Origin of the sequence: Sulfitobacter sp. SK012 (assembly GCF_003352085.1) — a bacterium.
In the GTDB taxonomy this organism is placed as follows: domain Bacteria; phylum Pseudomonadota; class Alphaproteobacteria; order Rhodobacterales; family Rhodobacteraceae; genus Sulfitobacter.
This window is the reverse complement of the sequence record NZ_CP025804.1, coordinates 4,716,217-4,730,881: the sequence shown is the minus strand read 5'-3', so window position 1 is coordinate 4,730,881 and position 14,665 is coordinate 4,716,217. Positions and strand designations below refer to the sequence as shown.

General features: G+C 52.6%; 16 protein-coding genes. 11 read left to right on the top strand and 5 right to left on the bottom strand.

From position 1 onward, the window contains the following. Positions 1–196 precede the first annotated feature (196 nt). Both C1J03_RS23050 and C1J03_RS23045 read right to left on the bottom strand, forming a co-directional pair. Complete coding sequence (locus C1J03_RS23050; protein ID WP_114888717.1) at positions 197–1,597, bottom strand: aspartate aminotransferase family protein; 1,401 nt, start codon at positions 1,595–1,597, stop codon at positions 197–199. A 74-nt stretch (positions 1,598–1,671) separates the two neighbouring features. Next, positions 1,672–2,340, bottom strand: a complete 669-nt coding sequence (locus C1J03_RS23045) for a GntR family transcriptional regulator (protein WP_114888716.1) — start codon at positions 2,338–2,340, stop codon at positions 1,672–1,674. A gap of 168 nt (positions 2,341–2,508) precedes the next feature. On the opposite strand from C1J03_RS23045, the gene C1J03_RS23040 reads away from it, so the two are divergent. The 5 genes from C1J03_RS23040 to C1J03_RS23020 all read left to right on the top strand — a co-directional run bounded on the left by C1J03_RS23040 (position 2,509) and on the right by C1J03_RS23020 (position 7,816). Then, the gene (locus C1J03_RS23040) at positions 2,509–3,594 is read left to right on the top strand and encodes a polyamine ABC transporter substrate-binding protein (RefSeq protein WP_114888715.1); all 1,086 of its coding nucleotides are present in this window, start codon (positions 2,509–2,511) and stop codon (positions 3,592–3,594) included. Positions 3,595–3,670: 76 nt separating this feature from the next. Next, a complete protein-coding gene (locus C1J03_RS23035) occupies positions 3,671–4,798 on the top strand; it encodes an ABC transporter ATP-binding protein (protein ID WP_114889155.1) in 1,128 nt (375 codons plus the stop codon). Between the two features lie 2 nt (positions 4,799–4,800). Beyond that, positions 4,801–5,676, top strand: a complete 876-nt coding sequence (locus C1J03_RS23030; RefSeq protein ID WP_114888714.1) for an ABC transporter permease subunit — start codon at positions 4,801–4,803, stop codon at positions 5,674–5,676. Then, the gene (locus C1J03_RS23025; RefSeq protein WP_114888713.1) at positions 5,673–6,491 is read left to right on the top strand and encodes an ABC transporter permease; all 819 of its coding nucleotides are present in this window, start codon (positions 5,673–5,675) and stop codon (positions 6,489–6,491) included. The genes C1J03_RS23030 and C1J03_RS23025 overlap by 4 nt, the downstream gene beginning before the upstream one ends. Further along, positions 6,488–7,816 carry an NAD(P)/FAD-dependent oxidoreductase gene (locus C1J03_RS23020; RefSeq protein WP_114888712.1) on the top strand — a complete coding sequence of 443 codons (1,329 nt, stop codon included), beginning with the start codon at positions 6,488–6,490 and terminating at the stop codon, positions 7,814–7,816. Before C1J03_RS23025 ends, C1J03_RS23020 begins: the two co-directional genes overlap by 4 nt. On the opposite strand, the gene C1J03_RS23015 is transcribed toward C1J03_RS23020, so the two are convergent. Further along, positions 7,813–8,481, bottom strand: coding sequence for a flagellar hook capping FlgD N-terminal domain-containing protein (locus tag C1J03_RS23015; RefSeq protein WP_114888711.1), 669 nt, complete (start codon positions 8,479–8,481; stop codon positions 7,813–7,815). The two genes, C1J03_RS23020 and C1J03_RS23015, sit on opposite strands and share 4 nt — an antisense overlap. Before the next feature lie 10 nt (positions 8,482–8,491). Beyond that, positions 8,492–9,823: a flagellar hook-length control protein FliK gene (locus C1J03_RS23010; protein WP_114888710.1), complete on the bottom strand. Its 1,332-nt coding sequence runs from the start codon at positions 9,821–9,823 to the stop codon at positions 8,492–8,494. A gap of 114 nt (positions 9,824–9,937) precedes the next feature. Between C1J03_RS23010 and C1J03_RS23005 the strand changes: the two genes are divergently transcribed. From C1J03_RS23005 to C1J03_RS22980, 6 genes are all read left to right on the top strand, one after another. Then, positions 9,938–10,216, top strand: a complete 279-nt coding sequence (locus C1J03_RS23005) for a rod-binding protein (RefSeq protein WP_114888709.1) — start codon at positions 9,938–9,940, stop codon at positions 10,214–10,216. Next, entirely contained in the window at positions 10,206–10,565 is a 360-nt protein-coding gene (locus C1J03_RS23000; RefSeq protein ID WP_114888708.1) for a flagellar biosynthesis protein FlgN, read from the top strand. Before C1J03_RS23005 ends, C1J03_RS23000 begins: the two co-directional genes overlap by 11 nt. A gap of 204 nt (positions 10,566–10,769) precedes the next feature. Next, positions 10,770–11,597, top strand: a complete 828-nt coding sequence (locus C1J03_RS22995) for a flagellin N-terminal helical domain-containing protein (RefSeq protein ID WP_114888707.1) — start codon at positions 10,770–10,772, stop codon at positions 11,595–11,597. A 73-nt stretch (positions 11,598–11,670) separates the two neighbouring features. Beyond that, positions 11,671–12,024: a flagellar biosynthesis regulator FlaF gene (gene flaF / locus C1J03_RS22990; protein WP_114888706.1), complete on the top strand. Its 354-nt coding sequence runs from the start codon at positions 11,671–11,673 to the stop codon at positions 12,022–12,024. 9 nt (positions 12,025–12,033) lie between these two features. Continuing rightward, the gene (gene flbT, locus C1J03_RS22985; RefSeq protein WP_114888705.1) at positions 12,034–12,438 is read left to right on the top strand and encodes a flagellar biosynthesis repressor FlbT; all 405 of its coding nucleotides are present in this window, start codon (positions 12,034–12,036) and stop codon (positions 12,436–12,438) included. After that, the gene (locus C1J03_RS22980; protein ID WP_114888704.1) at positions 12,438–13,226 is read left to right on the top strand and encodes a DUF1217 domain-containing protein; all 789 of its coding nucleotides are present in this window, start codon (positions 12,438–12,440) and stop codon (positions 13,224–13,226) included. Before flbT ends, C1J03_RS22980 begins: the two co-directional genes overlap by 1 nt. 26 nt (positions 13,227–13,252) lie before the next feature. Here the strand turns inward: C1J03_RS22980 and C1J03_RS22975 are convergent, their stop codons facing one another. Beyond that, on the bottom strand, positions 13,253–14,608 hold the full coding sequence (locus C1J03_RS22975; protein WP_114888703.1) for a FliI/YscN family ATPase: 1,356 nt from the start codon (positions 14,606–14,608) through the stop codon (positions 13,253–13,255). Positions 14,609–14,665 lie beyond the last annotated feature (57 nt).

Here is a 14,665-nt window from a genome sequence, read left to right as displayed (position 1 = left end):
CGCTGATTGCGGCAAAGTAAACGCACACCTGATTTACATTGCAACTGATAAAAGTATTTTCACCATTTTCGACGGTTTTTTAGGTCAAAATCCTGTCTTCAGCCCCAGTTCAGCGATATGGCCTGCATTCTGGCTCTTGAAACAGTCGCTGTTTGTACATTACCCAACGTCAACGATTCTACTTTAAGGTGAGATATCAAGATGCTGCCTTGAGCATATCTTGCTCTTTGAGGGCGGTATATGTCTCGTCCAATGCCTTTTTTGCGCGAGTCATAAAGACGTCGATCTCTTCGGCCGTGATGACGAGGGGGGGCGAAATGATCATGCGATCCCCCACATGGCGCATTATCAGATTATTGGCAAAACAACGCTCGCGACACATGAAGCCAACGGTGCCTGCGTCGCTTGCAAACTTGGCGCGGCTTTCTTTATGCGGGCTTAGGGGCAGGGAGGCCATCATACCCGAGATGTTCAACCCGCCAACCAATGGGTGTTCCGCCGCCAGCTTTTCCAACCCAGATTTCAACGCGGGGCCCGCGACATTGTTCACGTGATCAATGACATTCTCTTCTTGCAGAATACGCAGGTTTTCCAAGGCGACAGCAGCACAAACTGGGTGGCCGGAATAGGTGTACCCATGATTAAATTCGCAAGCTCCGATAACTTCCGCGACCTTGTCACACACAATCGACCCGCCAATTGGCGCATAACCTGAGGATAGGCCCTTTGCGATGGTCATGATGTGCGGCTTGATTCCCATGGTCTGGGATCCGAACCAGTTGCCGGTCCGACCAAAGCCGCAGATCACTTCATCCGCGATGATCAGCACATCGTATTTGTCACATATGCGCTGAATTTCGGGCCAATACGTTGAGGGCGGTACGATTACGCCGCCCGCACCCTGCACGGGTTCACCGATAAAGGCAGCGACTTTGTCCGCACCTAGTTCAAGAATCTTCGCCTCAAGTTCTTGCGCCCGGGCAAGACCAAAGGCTTCGGGTGTGTGATCGCTCCCTTCGGCCCACCAATCGGGTTGTCCGATGTGGTGAATGCCGGGGATCGGCATGCCTCCCTGTTCGTGCATGTAGGTCATCCCGCCCAAGCTACCGGACCCAACAGAGGATCCGTGGTATGCGTTTTTGCGGCTGATGATATGGGACTTCTCAGGTTGGCCCTTTTGGGCCCAGTAGGTGCGGACCATTCGAATGTTGGTGTCGTTTGCTTCGGAGCCTGAACCGGCAAAGAACACGTGGTTCAAATCGTCTGGTGCCAGCTTTGCCAACTCGTTTGCCAGTGCGATGGCGGGCACATGGGTCGTCATAAAAAAGGTGTTGTAGTAAGGAAGCTCAAGCATCTGTCGTGCAGCAGCGTTGACTATGTCTTCGCGCCCGTACCCAACATTTACACACCAAAGGCCGGCCATACCGTCAAGAATTTCATTGCCGTCGCTATCTGTCAGATACACACCCTTGGCCCGCGTTATGACCCGCGCGCCCTTGGCTGCTAACTCGTCATTTGTGGTAAAAGGGTGCATATGATGCGCGGCATCTAGCGCCTGCAGTTCGGTCGTTGGCAGATGATTTGTTATCGTTGTCATGTCGCACCTCGTGCAGTTTTACAGGTTAGGTGCAGAATATGATCAAATTTTTTCCTGTCAATCGAATCGCTTCGCTAGTCGCTGCTGCTCAGAGCGGCTGCGATCTGTTTCATGCCTTGATCGACATCCTCTGCCATGGCCTGCGCCGCGGCTGACGGATCGTCTGCCTCAAATGCGGTCAGCATGTCGACATGTTTGTCGGGTAAATTTTGGGTGCCGAACCGCCCACAAACTACACGGAGTGAGGGACCAAATCGAAGCCAAAGACGGTCAACAGTCGCGGCCATAATAGGGGCTTCGGCCAACCGGTAAATCTCGGCGTGAAACAGGTAATTTTGGGTAAGATAATTCCCCACATCGCCCTGCCGGATCGCGTCATTCAGCGCGTCGTCGATGCGGCGCAGATTGGCGGACCTTTCGATCGTCATCCGCTGTGATGCGCGCCGCGCCAGCTCTGGTTCCAGGGTTTTTCGTATGAAACCAAGCTCATCCACACATTCGGGTGATAAAACAGGTACGCTGATCCGTCGGTTATCTTGCTGCAAAAGAGCCCCTTCTGAGACCAACCGACGCAGTCCTTCGCGCACTGGCGTCATGCCAGCGTCAAGCGTGGCAATCAGGCCTTGTATCGTGACGGCCTGGCCAGGTGCCAGATCACCAAATAGAATCTGCGCGCGCAGCACCTCATACACCTGCTGATGGGCAGTTGGTTTGATCGGCGCGTCCTTGGTTTTGAGAGGCATCAGTTCTTGCAAATCTATCCTCACATTCTGTTCCCGATTGCGTAGAGATTGGGCAAATTGCACCGCCCACTTACAATGAAACCATAAAGTAACTTGCCGCACGAGGCAAAACTTGATCAAATTACCCAAAGGCTGGGATCAACCTTGCCTCACCAACGGGAGAACACCATGGTCCATTCCATTTTTGGCGGCGTTGCTGCGGCCGCTCTGCTGGCAGGCACGGCATTCGCCGACGAAGTCCGCGTTTACAACTGGTCTGATTATATCGAAGAAGAACTACTCGCTAAGTTCGAAGAAGAGACCGGCATCCAATTGATCTACGACGTCTTTGACAGCAACGAAGTGCTGGAGACCAAAATGCTTGCCGGTGGTTCAGGCTATGACGTTGTGGTGCCATCGGGCACGTTCCTGCAACGCCAGATTTCTGCTGGCGCGTTCCAGAAACTCGACGTGTCCAAACTGCCGAACAGTCAGAACATGTGGCAAATGGTTGAGAGCCGCACAGAGCAGTATGACCCCGGCAATGCGTATTCCGTAAACTACATGTGGGGCACGACCGGCATCGGCGTGAACGTGGGCAAGGTGAAGGAGATCCTAGGTGACGATGCCCCCTTGGATTCGCTTGAGCTGGTATTGAACCCAGACAACATGTCCAAGCTTGGCGATTGTGGCGTGCATTTCCTTGATGCACCGTCAGAGATGATCCCAATGGCGCTGAAATATATCGGCGAGAACCCTGACAGCCACGACCCCGAAGTCATCGCCAAAGCCGAAGAAGTGCTGATGAAGGTTCGCCCGTATATCCAGAAATTCAATAGTTCTGAGTATATCAACGCGCTGGCCAACGGTGACATCTGCGTTGCTGTGGGTTGGTCTGGTGACATCCTACAGGCACGAGATCGCGCAGCAGAAGCTGAAAATGGTGTGGAAATCGCCTACCACGCGGCCAAAGAGGGCGCGCAAATGTGGTTCGATCAGATGGCAATTCCAGTTGATGCGCCAAACCCAGAAGCGGCCCATAAGTTCTTGAACTTTATTATGGATGCGCAAAACATGGCTGCGGCGTCGAACTATGTTTATTACGCAAATGGCAACCTCGCGAGCCAAGAGTTCTTGGTCGAAGATGTGATCGGCGATACCGCGATTTATCCCGATGAGGCCACGCTCGAGAACTTGTTTACAACTCGGCCCTACGATCCAAAGGTGCAGCGTGTTGTGACGCGCCTATGGACCAAGATCAAATCTGGCACCTAAGTCCGTATTGATCCGGGGCGGTCCCGTTGAGGGCCGCCCCTACCTTCCCAAGGACATACCAAAGGAATTTGCAATCGTGAGTGAGCCTGTATTCGCCCCTTGGGAAGACCCAAACCAAGAGCCACTGATCCGCTTTCAGAATGTCACCAAGCGGTTCGGCGATTTTGTCGCCATCGACGACCTCACTCTTGATATCTATGAAAAGGAATTCTTTGCGCTGCTGGGGCCATCTGGCTGCGGTAAGACGACGATGATGCGGATGCTCGGTGGGTTTGAAACTGCCAGTTCAGGTCGGATTGAACTTGCTGGCCAAGACATCGGTCCGGTGCCGCCGAACAAGCGCGCAGTGAACATGATGTTCCAATCTTACGCGCTATTTCCGCATCTTAGTATTTGGGATAATATCGCCTTCGGCCTTAAACGTGGTGCCATGAGCAAGGCAGACATCGACGTGAGGGTGGCTGAAATGTTGAAGCTTACCCGTCTTGAGAAGTTCGCTCGGCGCAAGCCACACCAGATTTCCGGCGGACAACGGCAGCGTGTCGCACTGGCCCGCTCACTTGCCAAAGCGCCTAAACTTTTGCTGCTTGATGAACCACTTGGCGCGCTCGACAAAAAGCTGCGTCAGGACACCCAATTTGAATTAATGGACATTCAGGAAACCACTGGGACCACCTTTGTCATCGTTACCCATGATCAAGAAGAGGCGATGACCGTAGCTTCGCGTGTAGCTGTGATGGACGAGGGGCGCATCATTCAAGTTGCTACCCCAGACGGTATCTACGAGACTCCAAATTCGGTCTACGTCGCGGATTTCATTGGCGACGTGAACATCCTTAAGGGTACGGCTAAATCCTCGGGTAAAGATGAATACTACATCGACTGGGCAGCAAATCAGGCTCCAGTTCTTGCCGTTTCGGCCCAACCGTTTTCGGAGGACCAAGAATGCCATCTGGCGATCCGGCCTGAAAAAATCTCCATTACCAAGGAACGACCCGCGGACGCTCAAAATACGATCGAAGGAAAAGTGCTTGATATCGCCTATCTGGGTAACCTCAGTACTTACTATGTCGAGCTACCGGGGGGGCAGATTATCAAGGCTCAAACCGCCAACACCCGCCGCATATCCCGGCGCAGTTTCACCTGGGAAGACAACGTCTGGATCAGTTGGAGCGCGACTGCCGGCGTCCTGTTGGAGCGTTGAACATGCGCCGCTTTACCCTCATTGCTGTACCGTATCTGTGGCTTTTGGCGCTGTTCCTCGTTCCGTTTTTGATCGTTTTTAAGATTTCACTCTCGGACATAGCGCTGGCGATCCCACCTTATGCGCCGACGATGAAAGACGGGTTGAGCGAGATGCTCACGGCGCTTGATTTTGAGAACTTTGCGTTCCTAACCTCAGATGAACTCTACTACAAAGCCTACCTGAGCAGCCTTAAGATAGCGCTGATTTCAACACTCTTAACGTTGTTGATCGGGTATCCGATGGCCTACGGCATGGCTCGCGCACCCGAAGAATGGCGCGCGACGCTGATGATGTTGGTGATCCTGCCGTTCTGGACTTCGTTCCTGATCCGGGTCTACGCATGGATGGGTATCCTCAGCAACGAAGGGCTTTTGAACCAGTTTTTGCTCTGGCTGGGCCTGATTGATACACCGCTCACCATCATGAACACTCCAACGGCTGTCTACATTGGCATCGTCTATACCTATCTACCATTTATGATCCTGCCGATCTATGCCGCCCTAGACCGGATGGACGATAGCCTGATCGAAGCCGCCGAGGATCTTGGATGTTCTCGCATCTCCGCTTTCTGGTTGGTTACGGTGCCCCTGTCGAAATCGGGCATCATTGCGGGCTGCTTTTTGGTCTTTATCCCGGCGCTTGGGGAGTTCGTGATCCCATCGCTGCTTGGCGGGTCGGGGACTTTGATGATCGGTAAGGTTCTGTTCGAAGAGTTCTTCAATAACCGCGATTGGCCGGTGGCAAGTGCTGTGGCCGTGATCTTGCTGCTGATTTTGATCATCCCCATCGTGCTGTTTCAACGCAATCAGCAACGCCAAGCGGAGGCTGAAACATGAAACGGTTCAGTTGGTTCAATGTCACGTCACTCACGATTGGTTTTGCGTTTCTATATCTCCCAATGATTCTGTTGATTGTTTACAGCTTCAACGCGTCAAAATTGGTCACGGTTTGGGCAGGTTTCTCAACAAAATGGTACGGTGAGTTGCTCCAAAACGAGGCGTTTCTGGACGCGGCTTGGGTTACGCTAAAGGTTGCGGTGATCTCCTCTTCTTTCGCCACCATTCTTGGGACGATGGCAGCTTACGTTTTGGTGCGGGGCGGCCGGTTCTTGGGGCGCACGTTATTCTCTGGCATGATCTATGCGCCACTTGTCATGCCTGAAGTGATCACTGGTCTGTCATTGCTTTTGCTGTTCATCAGTATCGGCCTCGACCGTGGGGTCGTCACCATCGTACTAGCTCATGCGACGTTTTCGATGTGCTATGTTTCTGTTGTTGTGTCCTCTAGGTTGGTGAGTTTTGATCGCTCGTTAGAAGAAGCAGCGCTCGACCTTGGCTGTTCGCCTTTTGACGCGTTCCGTTTGGTCACACTGCCAATCATCGCACCTGCGGTTGTTGCGGGTTGGCTGCTGGCCTTTACGCTCAGCCTTGATGATTTAGTGATCGCGTCCTTCGTGACGGGCCCATCTTCAACCACCCTGCCGATCAAAATCTGGAGCGCGGTGCGCCTTGGGGTGTCGCCAGAAATTAATGCGCTTTCGACGCTGATGATCGGCATAGTAGCCGTTGGTGTGATAAGCGCCTCGTTGGTTTCAAAGCGTAATTCACTGCGCCAGCAACGCGAGGAACGCGCCGCAGAACGCCCAACGTGAAGCGCATCTTTGCACCATTTGCCTATTCTGACGCTCCCCGCGTAAAATGTTGGTGGGACGAAACGGCGGAACCCGTCGCGCGTAAAGTACTTGAAGGCGACCGAGATGTAGATGTCGCCATCATCGGGGCGGGATTTACGGGCCTCTCCGCGGCTCTGCATCTCGCTGAGGGCGGCGTTCGCGTTGCGGTGCTAGAACGACGATGTGTCGGTTGGGGGGCTTCTGGTCGAAATGGAGGTTTTTGTTGCTTGGGTGGCAGTATGCTTGGGAGCGCCGCGCTTGATGCGCAGTTTGGACGGGCAGGGCGCATGGCCTACCGCGCGTCAGAATTGGCTGCGATTGAAACCGTCGATGAGCTGATTTCCCGCCTAAATTTGGATGTTGACCGGCATTCCCAAGGAGAGACGCAGCTTGCTCACCGTCCAAAAGACGTGTCTGATCTGCATGCGCACGCAGCTGATATCAAAGACAGCTATGGGCTGGATTCCCAAGTAATCGAGAAGCAAGCCTTGGCCGAGCATGGCATGAAGGGGCCATTCTATGGCGCGGTGACAGTAAATGCTGGCTTTGCGTTAAATCCACGAAAATATATAGATGGTCTTGCCAAGGCCGCCGAAGATGCCGGTGCAGTAATCTATCAAGATAGTGAAGTCAGCGATTTTGTACGAATCGGGCGGCGGCACCAGTTGGAAACGGCAAGGGGCAAGATTACCGCCGACAAGGTGATTGTGGCTACGAACGGTTACTCTTCCGAAGATTTGCCATTGTGGCTCCGCGGGCGGTATTTGCCGAGCCAATCGAACATCATTGTAACGCGCCCACTGACTGATGATGAGCTGGCCGCCCAAGGCTGGAACAGCGATCAGATGTCCTATGATACTCGTGATCTGTTGCATTATTTTCGGCTTATGCCAGATCGTCGGTTTCTCTTTGGGATGCGCGGTGGGGTTTTGACTGGGGCGGCAGCAGAACGCCGAGCGTATCGCGCGATCCGCTCGGATTTTGAAGCGATGTTTCCGGCTTGGGCCGAGATAGAGACACCTTACAGCTGGTCTGGCATGGTGTGTTTAGCCCGGGATAGATTGCCTTTTGCGGGTCCCATTCCCGCTGAGGACGGCCTGTTTGTCGGAATGTGCTATCATGGTAATGGGGTTGCGATGGGTACCTATGTTGGCAAATTATTGGCCAGCTTAGCTCAAGGTAAGAAACCTGAGATCCCTTATCCGGACGCAATCAGCAGACCGCTAAAACGTTTCGAGTTGGGCGCGGCGCGGCGCCTGATCATGCCCGTTGCCTATGCCGCGCTGATGCTCGCTGACCGCTAGGCGGGCTCTCGAAGACCAGTGACGCTGCTTGCAATGACAGGTGTGCCACCCTCAAGGATTAATAGAGTATCTGTCCCGTCAACGCGAGCTTCGGTGATGCGCGCATAGGTTTCTGCAGGTTCAGCGAGCAACAACTCCCCGTTCGCGCGGCTTTCGACCTCAAACCGGTAAAGCCCATTGGTAAAGGGTGTGCCGTCCTCGGAAACGCCCGCCCATTCGACCGGGGCCGAAGACACTGGAATATTCTGTCGCTGCACCTCAGTACCATTGACGTCATAAACTACGAGCTGCACATCATCTGCGACAGCCACGGGGTTCGGATTAACTGTTATCGGGGCACCGTCAAACTTTACTGGTGCTGTCGTTCGCGCTTCCATCCCAATCCAATTGGCCATTTGCGCCATGTTCCCGGAGCCCAATTGCGAAGTTAGCGCGGTCAGCAGATCATTCGACAAAACCTGCTGCTCAACCATCGAAAACTGAGCCAATTGAGCGGCATATTCCGACGAACCGATGGGTTCAAGCGGGTCTTGGTACTTCGCTTGGGCGGTCAACATCTGTAGGAATGTCTCAAAATCTGAGGTAAGCACTGGTGTAGGTTCAGGTGGTGTTGCTCTAGGAATTGGTGTGGCTGTTGCGCTGGTGAATGAAGTTGGGGCGATCATATTGAATCTCCTAGATGCGAATATCGATACCGCCATCGGCGGAGTGTGAAAGATGAACAACTGAATGGTTATCATCGAGATCTAAAAGCTCAGGTCCGTGTGGGAAGCCTTTATTGTCGTCGGCAGACCGGTTGCCATCTTGCGTTTCACCTTCCCCAAATGAGAATGCGATGCTCTCATAGCCTAAGGCCTGAAATTCCTGTCCAAGTTGGCCAATATTTCGGCGCATTAACTCAAGAGTATCGGCGCGTTCCGCAAGAATGTGCACAACAATACCGCCATCTTCTGATGCGATGGTCATGCGCACACGGCCCAGCTCAACCGGATTTAGGGCTAACTCGACGGGCTTATTCTGCGCGTTCGAAAGCGCGGAAGCTATTTGCCGGCCAACCTGAGTTGGGATTTCTGGCCGGTTAAATGTAGAATGAGCTGTTTGGGATAAATGGCGTGGTTGCTCCCACGAAGCCTCCGAAGATGGCTCGATCATGCTAAGAAGTGTGCTTTTGTGCTGTCTAGCGTGTTCAACCACACCATTGTTCCCAAATGGAAGGAGTGAGGACTGCACGGTCGGCTTGTTTGGTGGCCTGATTTCCTGCGTAGCAACCTCTTGTGCAGAGCCTGGGAAAGATCGCTCAAGGCGTAGAACAGACTCGGTGGTTTTCGTCTCTTGGCGCGGGGATGTAGGAACGACAGCTTCTTGTGGTTTTGGAACCTGAGTTTTTTGAATGTTGTTGACTTGCTGACCTTCAGATGAAGTCACTGGAAAAATCGCAACGGCGCTCTGAGAGGAAGTTGTAGGGGCACCTGCATTTAGTGGGTTAATCTGGCTAGAAAGGTCTGAGGTTATAGCCGAACGAATAGGGCCATTCATTGCCATGGCTTTGCCAGTTGCTAGTACCATCAGAGGGCTGTCAGCCACGTCTTTGATATGGCCCTCCTCAGACATAGCGCTCTGCTCCTTCAGCGGTTGAAAACCTGCATCTTGGTTGGCCACTGGTCTCACGCCAAGAGGAGCGCCGCTTTCAGTATATAATTGTATTTTTTCTGAGGTCTCTTCATTCGCACCAATGTCATCGCCAAGACTCTCAGAATGAATTTCATCCATGTGCTTTGAATTTGGCGTGCCTTCGGGAACAGAAATTTTCAGTGTTGAATCGGGTAGCAGAGCAGTTTCTTGATCACCTATGTCGATGGCGGCCGCCTCTTCGCTAAGTGTTGCGAAGATGAAGTCAAAATCATCCTCCTTCTCATATGCATGTGCTTCATCAGCCAAAACTTTAGAGTTTTTCCCGCCTTCTTGGGCAGAGGTTGGTGCCTGAGGTGACGTAAGAATTGGGCGCATTGGATTCTCCGACTGCTCTTTCGTGCTCAGGTCATCTTAACACCGCAAGTCCTTACCAGTTGTTTACGCGTTTAGGCCCATGATCAAAAATATGTAAATTTAAGGCAGACAGAAATGACACCCATTCCCCCAATAGCCACGGCGCTCCCAGAGCCACCGCGCAACACGGCGCTATATGAAGCTGCGCAGAAATTGGAGGCGACCTTTTTGGCAGAAATGCTGAAGTCAGCGGGGCTTGGTCAGACGAGCGAGTCGTTTGGCGGCGGCGCTGGAGAAGATCAATTTGGGTCATTTCTTGTACAGGAACAGGCGATGCAGATGGTCCGTTCTGGCGGGATTGGCCTCGCAGAATCACTTTATGAAGCACTGATGGAGCAAAACAATGGAGAATGAAGATATGAGCGGCGCAATGAAGTCACTTGATGCACTGTTAGAAGCGGAGCGCGCAGCCCTGCTCACGGGAAACCTCGAGGCACTTGGCGAAATGGTTGATCAGAAAGAAGGCCTGATCGGGAAGCTCAATGACGCAATGCCAGATGGCAGCCAATCCATCGCCGACCTCAGAGTAAAAGTTGAGCGGAACCAAAGCCTGCTAAATGGGGCGATGGATGGAATTCGTTCAGTCGCTGAACGGATCGCCGCTTTGCGTAAAGTGAGGAGTTCGCTTGATACTTACGATGCGGATGGTCGAAAATGCAGCGTTTCTATTGATCGAGGTGGCGATATCGAACGGCGAGCATGAAGGGCGTTTGAATAAAAAGCGCGATACTTGGAGATTGGGTTTTAGGGAAACGTTAAACGTAAAAGGGCAACAGTGAGGGTGCATCCGAGATCGGGTGGCGCATCGTTCGAAACAGTGACGGTTGCAAAGGTCAGAACGGCATCCTTGCTCCATCTTGAGGGGCACACACAGACGCAAAGCGTCACAGACTAAAGGAAAATGCTAATGTCGAGCATTCTTACAAACAACGGTGCAATGGTTGCGTTGCAAACTCTGAAATCCGTCAACTCAAACCTCACCGATACACAAAGCCAGATTTCGACCGGTAAGGAAATCGGATCGGCCAAGGACAATTCGGCGATTTGGGCAATTTCCAAGGTGATGGAATCGGATGTTGTGGGTTTTAAGGCGGTATCAAAATCTTTGGCAGTTGGTGAGTCGACGCTTGGTGTTGCTTCGGCTGGCGCGGAATCGATCGTTGAAACATTGAAGGAGATGGAGGCACTGGCGGTTGCCGGCGGTAGTGAAACTGCCGATTTTACCAAGATCCAAGCTGACATGACGCAAAAAGTGGCTCAGATCAGCGATACCATCGCTGCGTCACAATTTAACGGCGTTAACCTGCTTTCGACTGCTGGTGCTGGCCTGACAGTAGTGTCTTCGGTCAACCGTGTTGGTGCCGCGGCTGCAACGACAGATACGATTACTGTCGCTAACCAAGACTTTGAGGCCGGCATCGATACGGCCGGGATGACAGCCATTACTGATGCCGCCACGGCTGCAACGGCGTTTGGTGAAATCCAAGCAATGATGGCCACCGCCCTTACAGGCGCAGCAACAATCGGGGCGGCTGCAAGCCGCGTTTCCGACCAAAACGATTTTGTCGGTAAACTCAGTGACTCTTTGAAATCGGGTATTGGCGCGCTTGTCGATGCAGACATGGAGGCAACATCTGCACGTCTCCAAGCGCTGCAGACCCAACAGCAGTTGGGTGTGCAAGCGCTGTCTATTGCGAACCAGGCTCCGCAGACCATCCTGTCGCTGTTCCGTTAAGCCGATTTCAGGGGCGCGAAATCTGCGCCCCTGATTCTCCCACGATCCCCTCGGAAACAGGTAAGGCATCCAAGTGAACGCATCCAAAATGGCTCAACGCGCCTATGCGCCAACATCTGCTCCAATCAAATCTGAACGCAGCATCGAATACGAAGTGATCGCTAGGATTACCTATCGTCTGAAAGCCGCGATTGAAGGAAACAAGTTTCCCCCATTGGTTGAAGCGTTGCACGAAAATCGAACTCTATGGCAGAGGTTTTCCATTGACGTCGCGGACCCGGCCAACTTGCTACCAAAAGATTTGCGGGCGCGAATTTTTTATCTTGCAGAGTTCACCGATCATCACACGAGTAAGGTGATCAACGAGAAAGTATCAGCTGTGCCGCTTTTGGAGGTAAATACCGCCATCATGCGTGGCCTGAAATAGGACATTAAAATGAGTGGACTGGTCTTGAAGCTAAGCCCAAAGGAACGCGTGTTGATCAATGGCGCTGTGATTGAAAACGGAGATCGACGTAGTCGTCTGGCCATCATGACGCCAAATGCTAACATTCTGCGTCTTCGAGATGCAATTCACCCCGAAGATGCCAAGACACCAGTTCGCCGTGCGTGCTACGCGGTTCAGCTTGTACTTTCTGGTGATAGTGACCCAAATGACGTTCACTTCTCTCTCTTGCGTCAGATGGAAGAGCTTAGTCAGGTATTCACAGATCCGGACAGCAAATCCGCGCTTTCGGAAGCCAGCACCGGGATAATTGAAAAGCAATACTATCGAAGCCTGAAGGCCCTCCGGAGCCTCTTGCAACGCGAAGATCGGTTTTTGGCGATTAGGCCGAGCTAATGTTTCAACCAGTTATTCCAGTCGGTGGCCTTGGCGGTTGGCGGTTTCTGCAACGAACCTACGACGCTCAATTTGTCGCTTTTTCCCAATCAGTGGAGATCAAGCGCGACAGCGATTATTTTCGCGAGAAGGTTGGAGGTGTTCAGTCTGCAGAAGAGTTGGTTTCTGACCGGCGACTGCTCACGGTTGCTTTGGGTGCGTTCGGATTGCAGGACGACATTGATAATAGGTACTTTATTAAGAAGATTCTGGAAGATGGGACCGAAAACGATGATGCCCTAGCCAATCGATTTGCAGACACGCGATATCGGGAGCTTTCCGAGGCATTTGGATTTGGACCAACAGAGTTTCCAAAGACGAGCCAACAGGATTTTGTTGAGAGTGTTTTGGCACGCTATGAAGCGAGCAGCTTCGAACTCGCAACAGGTGCCCAAGATGAAAGCATGCGGTTTGCACTCTATGGCCAACGAGAGATGTCGTTGGTCGCCAAAATGGAAGGGTCCAACGATACCAAATGGTTTACCGTCATGGGTGATCCGCCGCTTCGCAAGCTCTTTGAGCGCGCGTTAAATCTTCCAGATGCATTTGGCCAAGTGGATATTGATCAACAGCTTGCTGTATTTAAGGACCGTGCAAGCTCTATATTCGGATCTGCAGATTTAGGTCAATTTGAAGATCCAGATAAGCTGCAAGGTCTAATAACCAAATATTTGGTCGGCGAACAGATTAGTAGCCTTGGTCAAGGGCTTTCCTCCGGGTCAATTGCATTGACGCTTCTAGGCCGATAGCCGAGTCGGTTCGCTCTTGATCTCATCTATCCCGTTGACCTCGTCTGTGCTGCAGTAACTTTCGCGCGTCGCAGAATGAGCTCCAGTTGTGTGAAGCTGTGTGCCACATCTTGAGGCTCTGTTTTCGCAAGATAGTCATCTAGTGCAGGCCAGACTTGAATGGCCTTATCTACTTCAGGGTCACTTCCTTGGGAATATAGGCCCGCATGAATCATCATAGCATTCTGATCGTAGACACCCATGATCCTGCGTGCCTGCGTAATGTGGGCGTTTTCAATTTCAGACGCAGCAGCAGGGAGGCTTCGTGAAACTGATCGCAGGATATCAATCGCCGGATAGCGACCACGTTCTGCGATTTTTCGATCGAGAACGACGTGCCCATCCAGAACACCGCGCAGAATATCTGCGATTGGCTCGTCCATGTCCGAACCTGCAACCAGCACACTGAAGATTGCCGTGATGTCACCTTGATCGTCCACTCCTGGGCCAGCCCTTTCACAAAGAGACATAATCTGGTGCGCTGTTGACGGGGGAAAACCCCGCAACACTGGCGCTTCCCCGGCGGAAACAGCCACTTCCCGATGGGCTTCAGCAAAACGCGTAATGGAATCGGCAAGGAAAAGAACCGAGCGACCTTGATCTCGAAAGTGCTCCGCTACGGCCATGGCTGTCCAAGCACAACGGCGTCGTAGGAGTGGTGAACGGTCTGAGGTGGCTGCAACAATCACTGCTCGACTTAAGCCTTCATCGCCCAAGACCTCTTCGACGAAATGGCGTAGTTCTCTACCCCGTTCTCCGATCATGGCAATGACCACAACATCGCTTTCCATATTTTGTGCGAGGTGGCCCAACAAACTTGATTTACCCACGCCCGAACCCGCGAACAGACCGACCCGCTGCCCTTTGACGATCGGAAGCATGGTGTTCATAATCGCAAGACCTGTGTTTAATCGTCCCCCCATTGCACGCCGGTCCGCTGGCGGTGGTGGCGATGCCTTTAGTGATTTACTGATAGCGCCACGCAGCAGTGGCTTTCCGTCAAGAGGTTGACCCGATGGATCCACGATCCGGCCAATCCAACTATCAGTCGGCGCGATCTGTATGGGTGGTTTCAGTGTAACGCGGTCGCCCAGGGCGATTCCGTCTTGCGATTCGTCTGCCAGCATTACCAGCTGTTCTCCAAAGATCTGAACGACTTCGCCGGTTAGAGATCCACCCGATTTACGACATAGACTTAGCTGATCGCCGATACATGCGCAGTCGGATAGCCCAACAATTTTGATCATACCGCCTTCTACGCTGGTTACTCTGCCGACATTGGTTATGGGCTGTAGCGAGCTGATCTGAGCAATCAGTCCGCCAAGGTGAGATGCGTGCGTCATGTTATTCCTTTGGTTGTCTGCAACCGTTTCTAAAGGAATCACAGTTAAGCCTTGGTT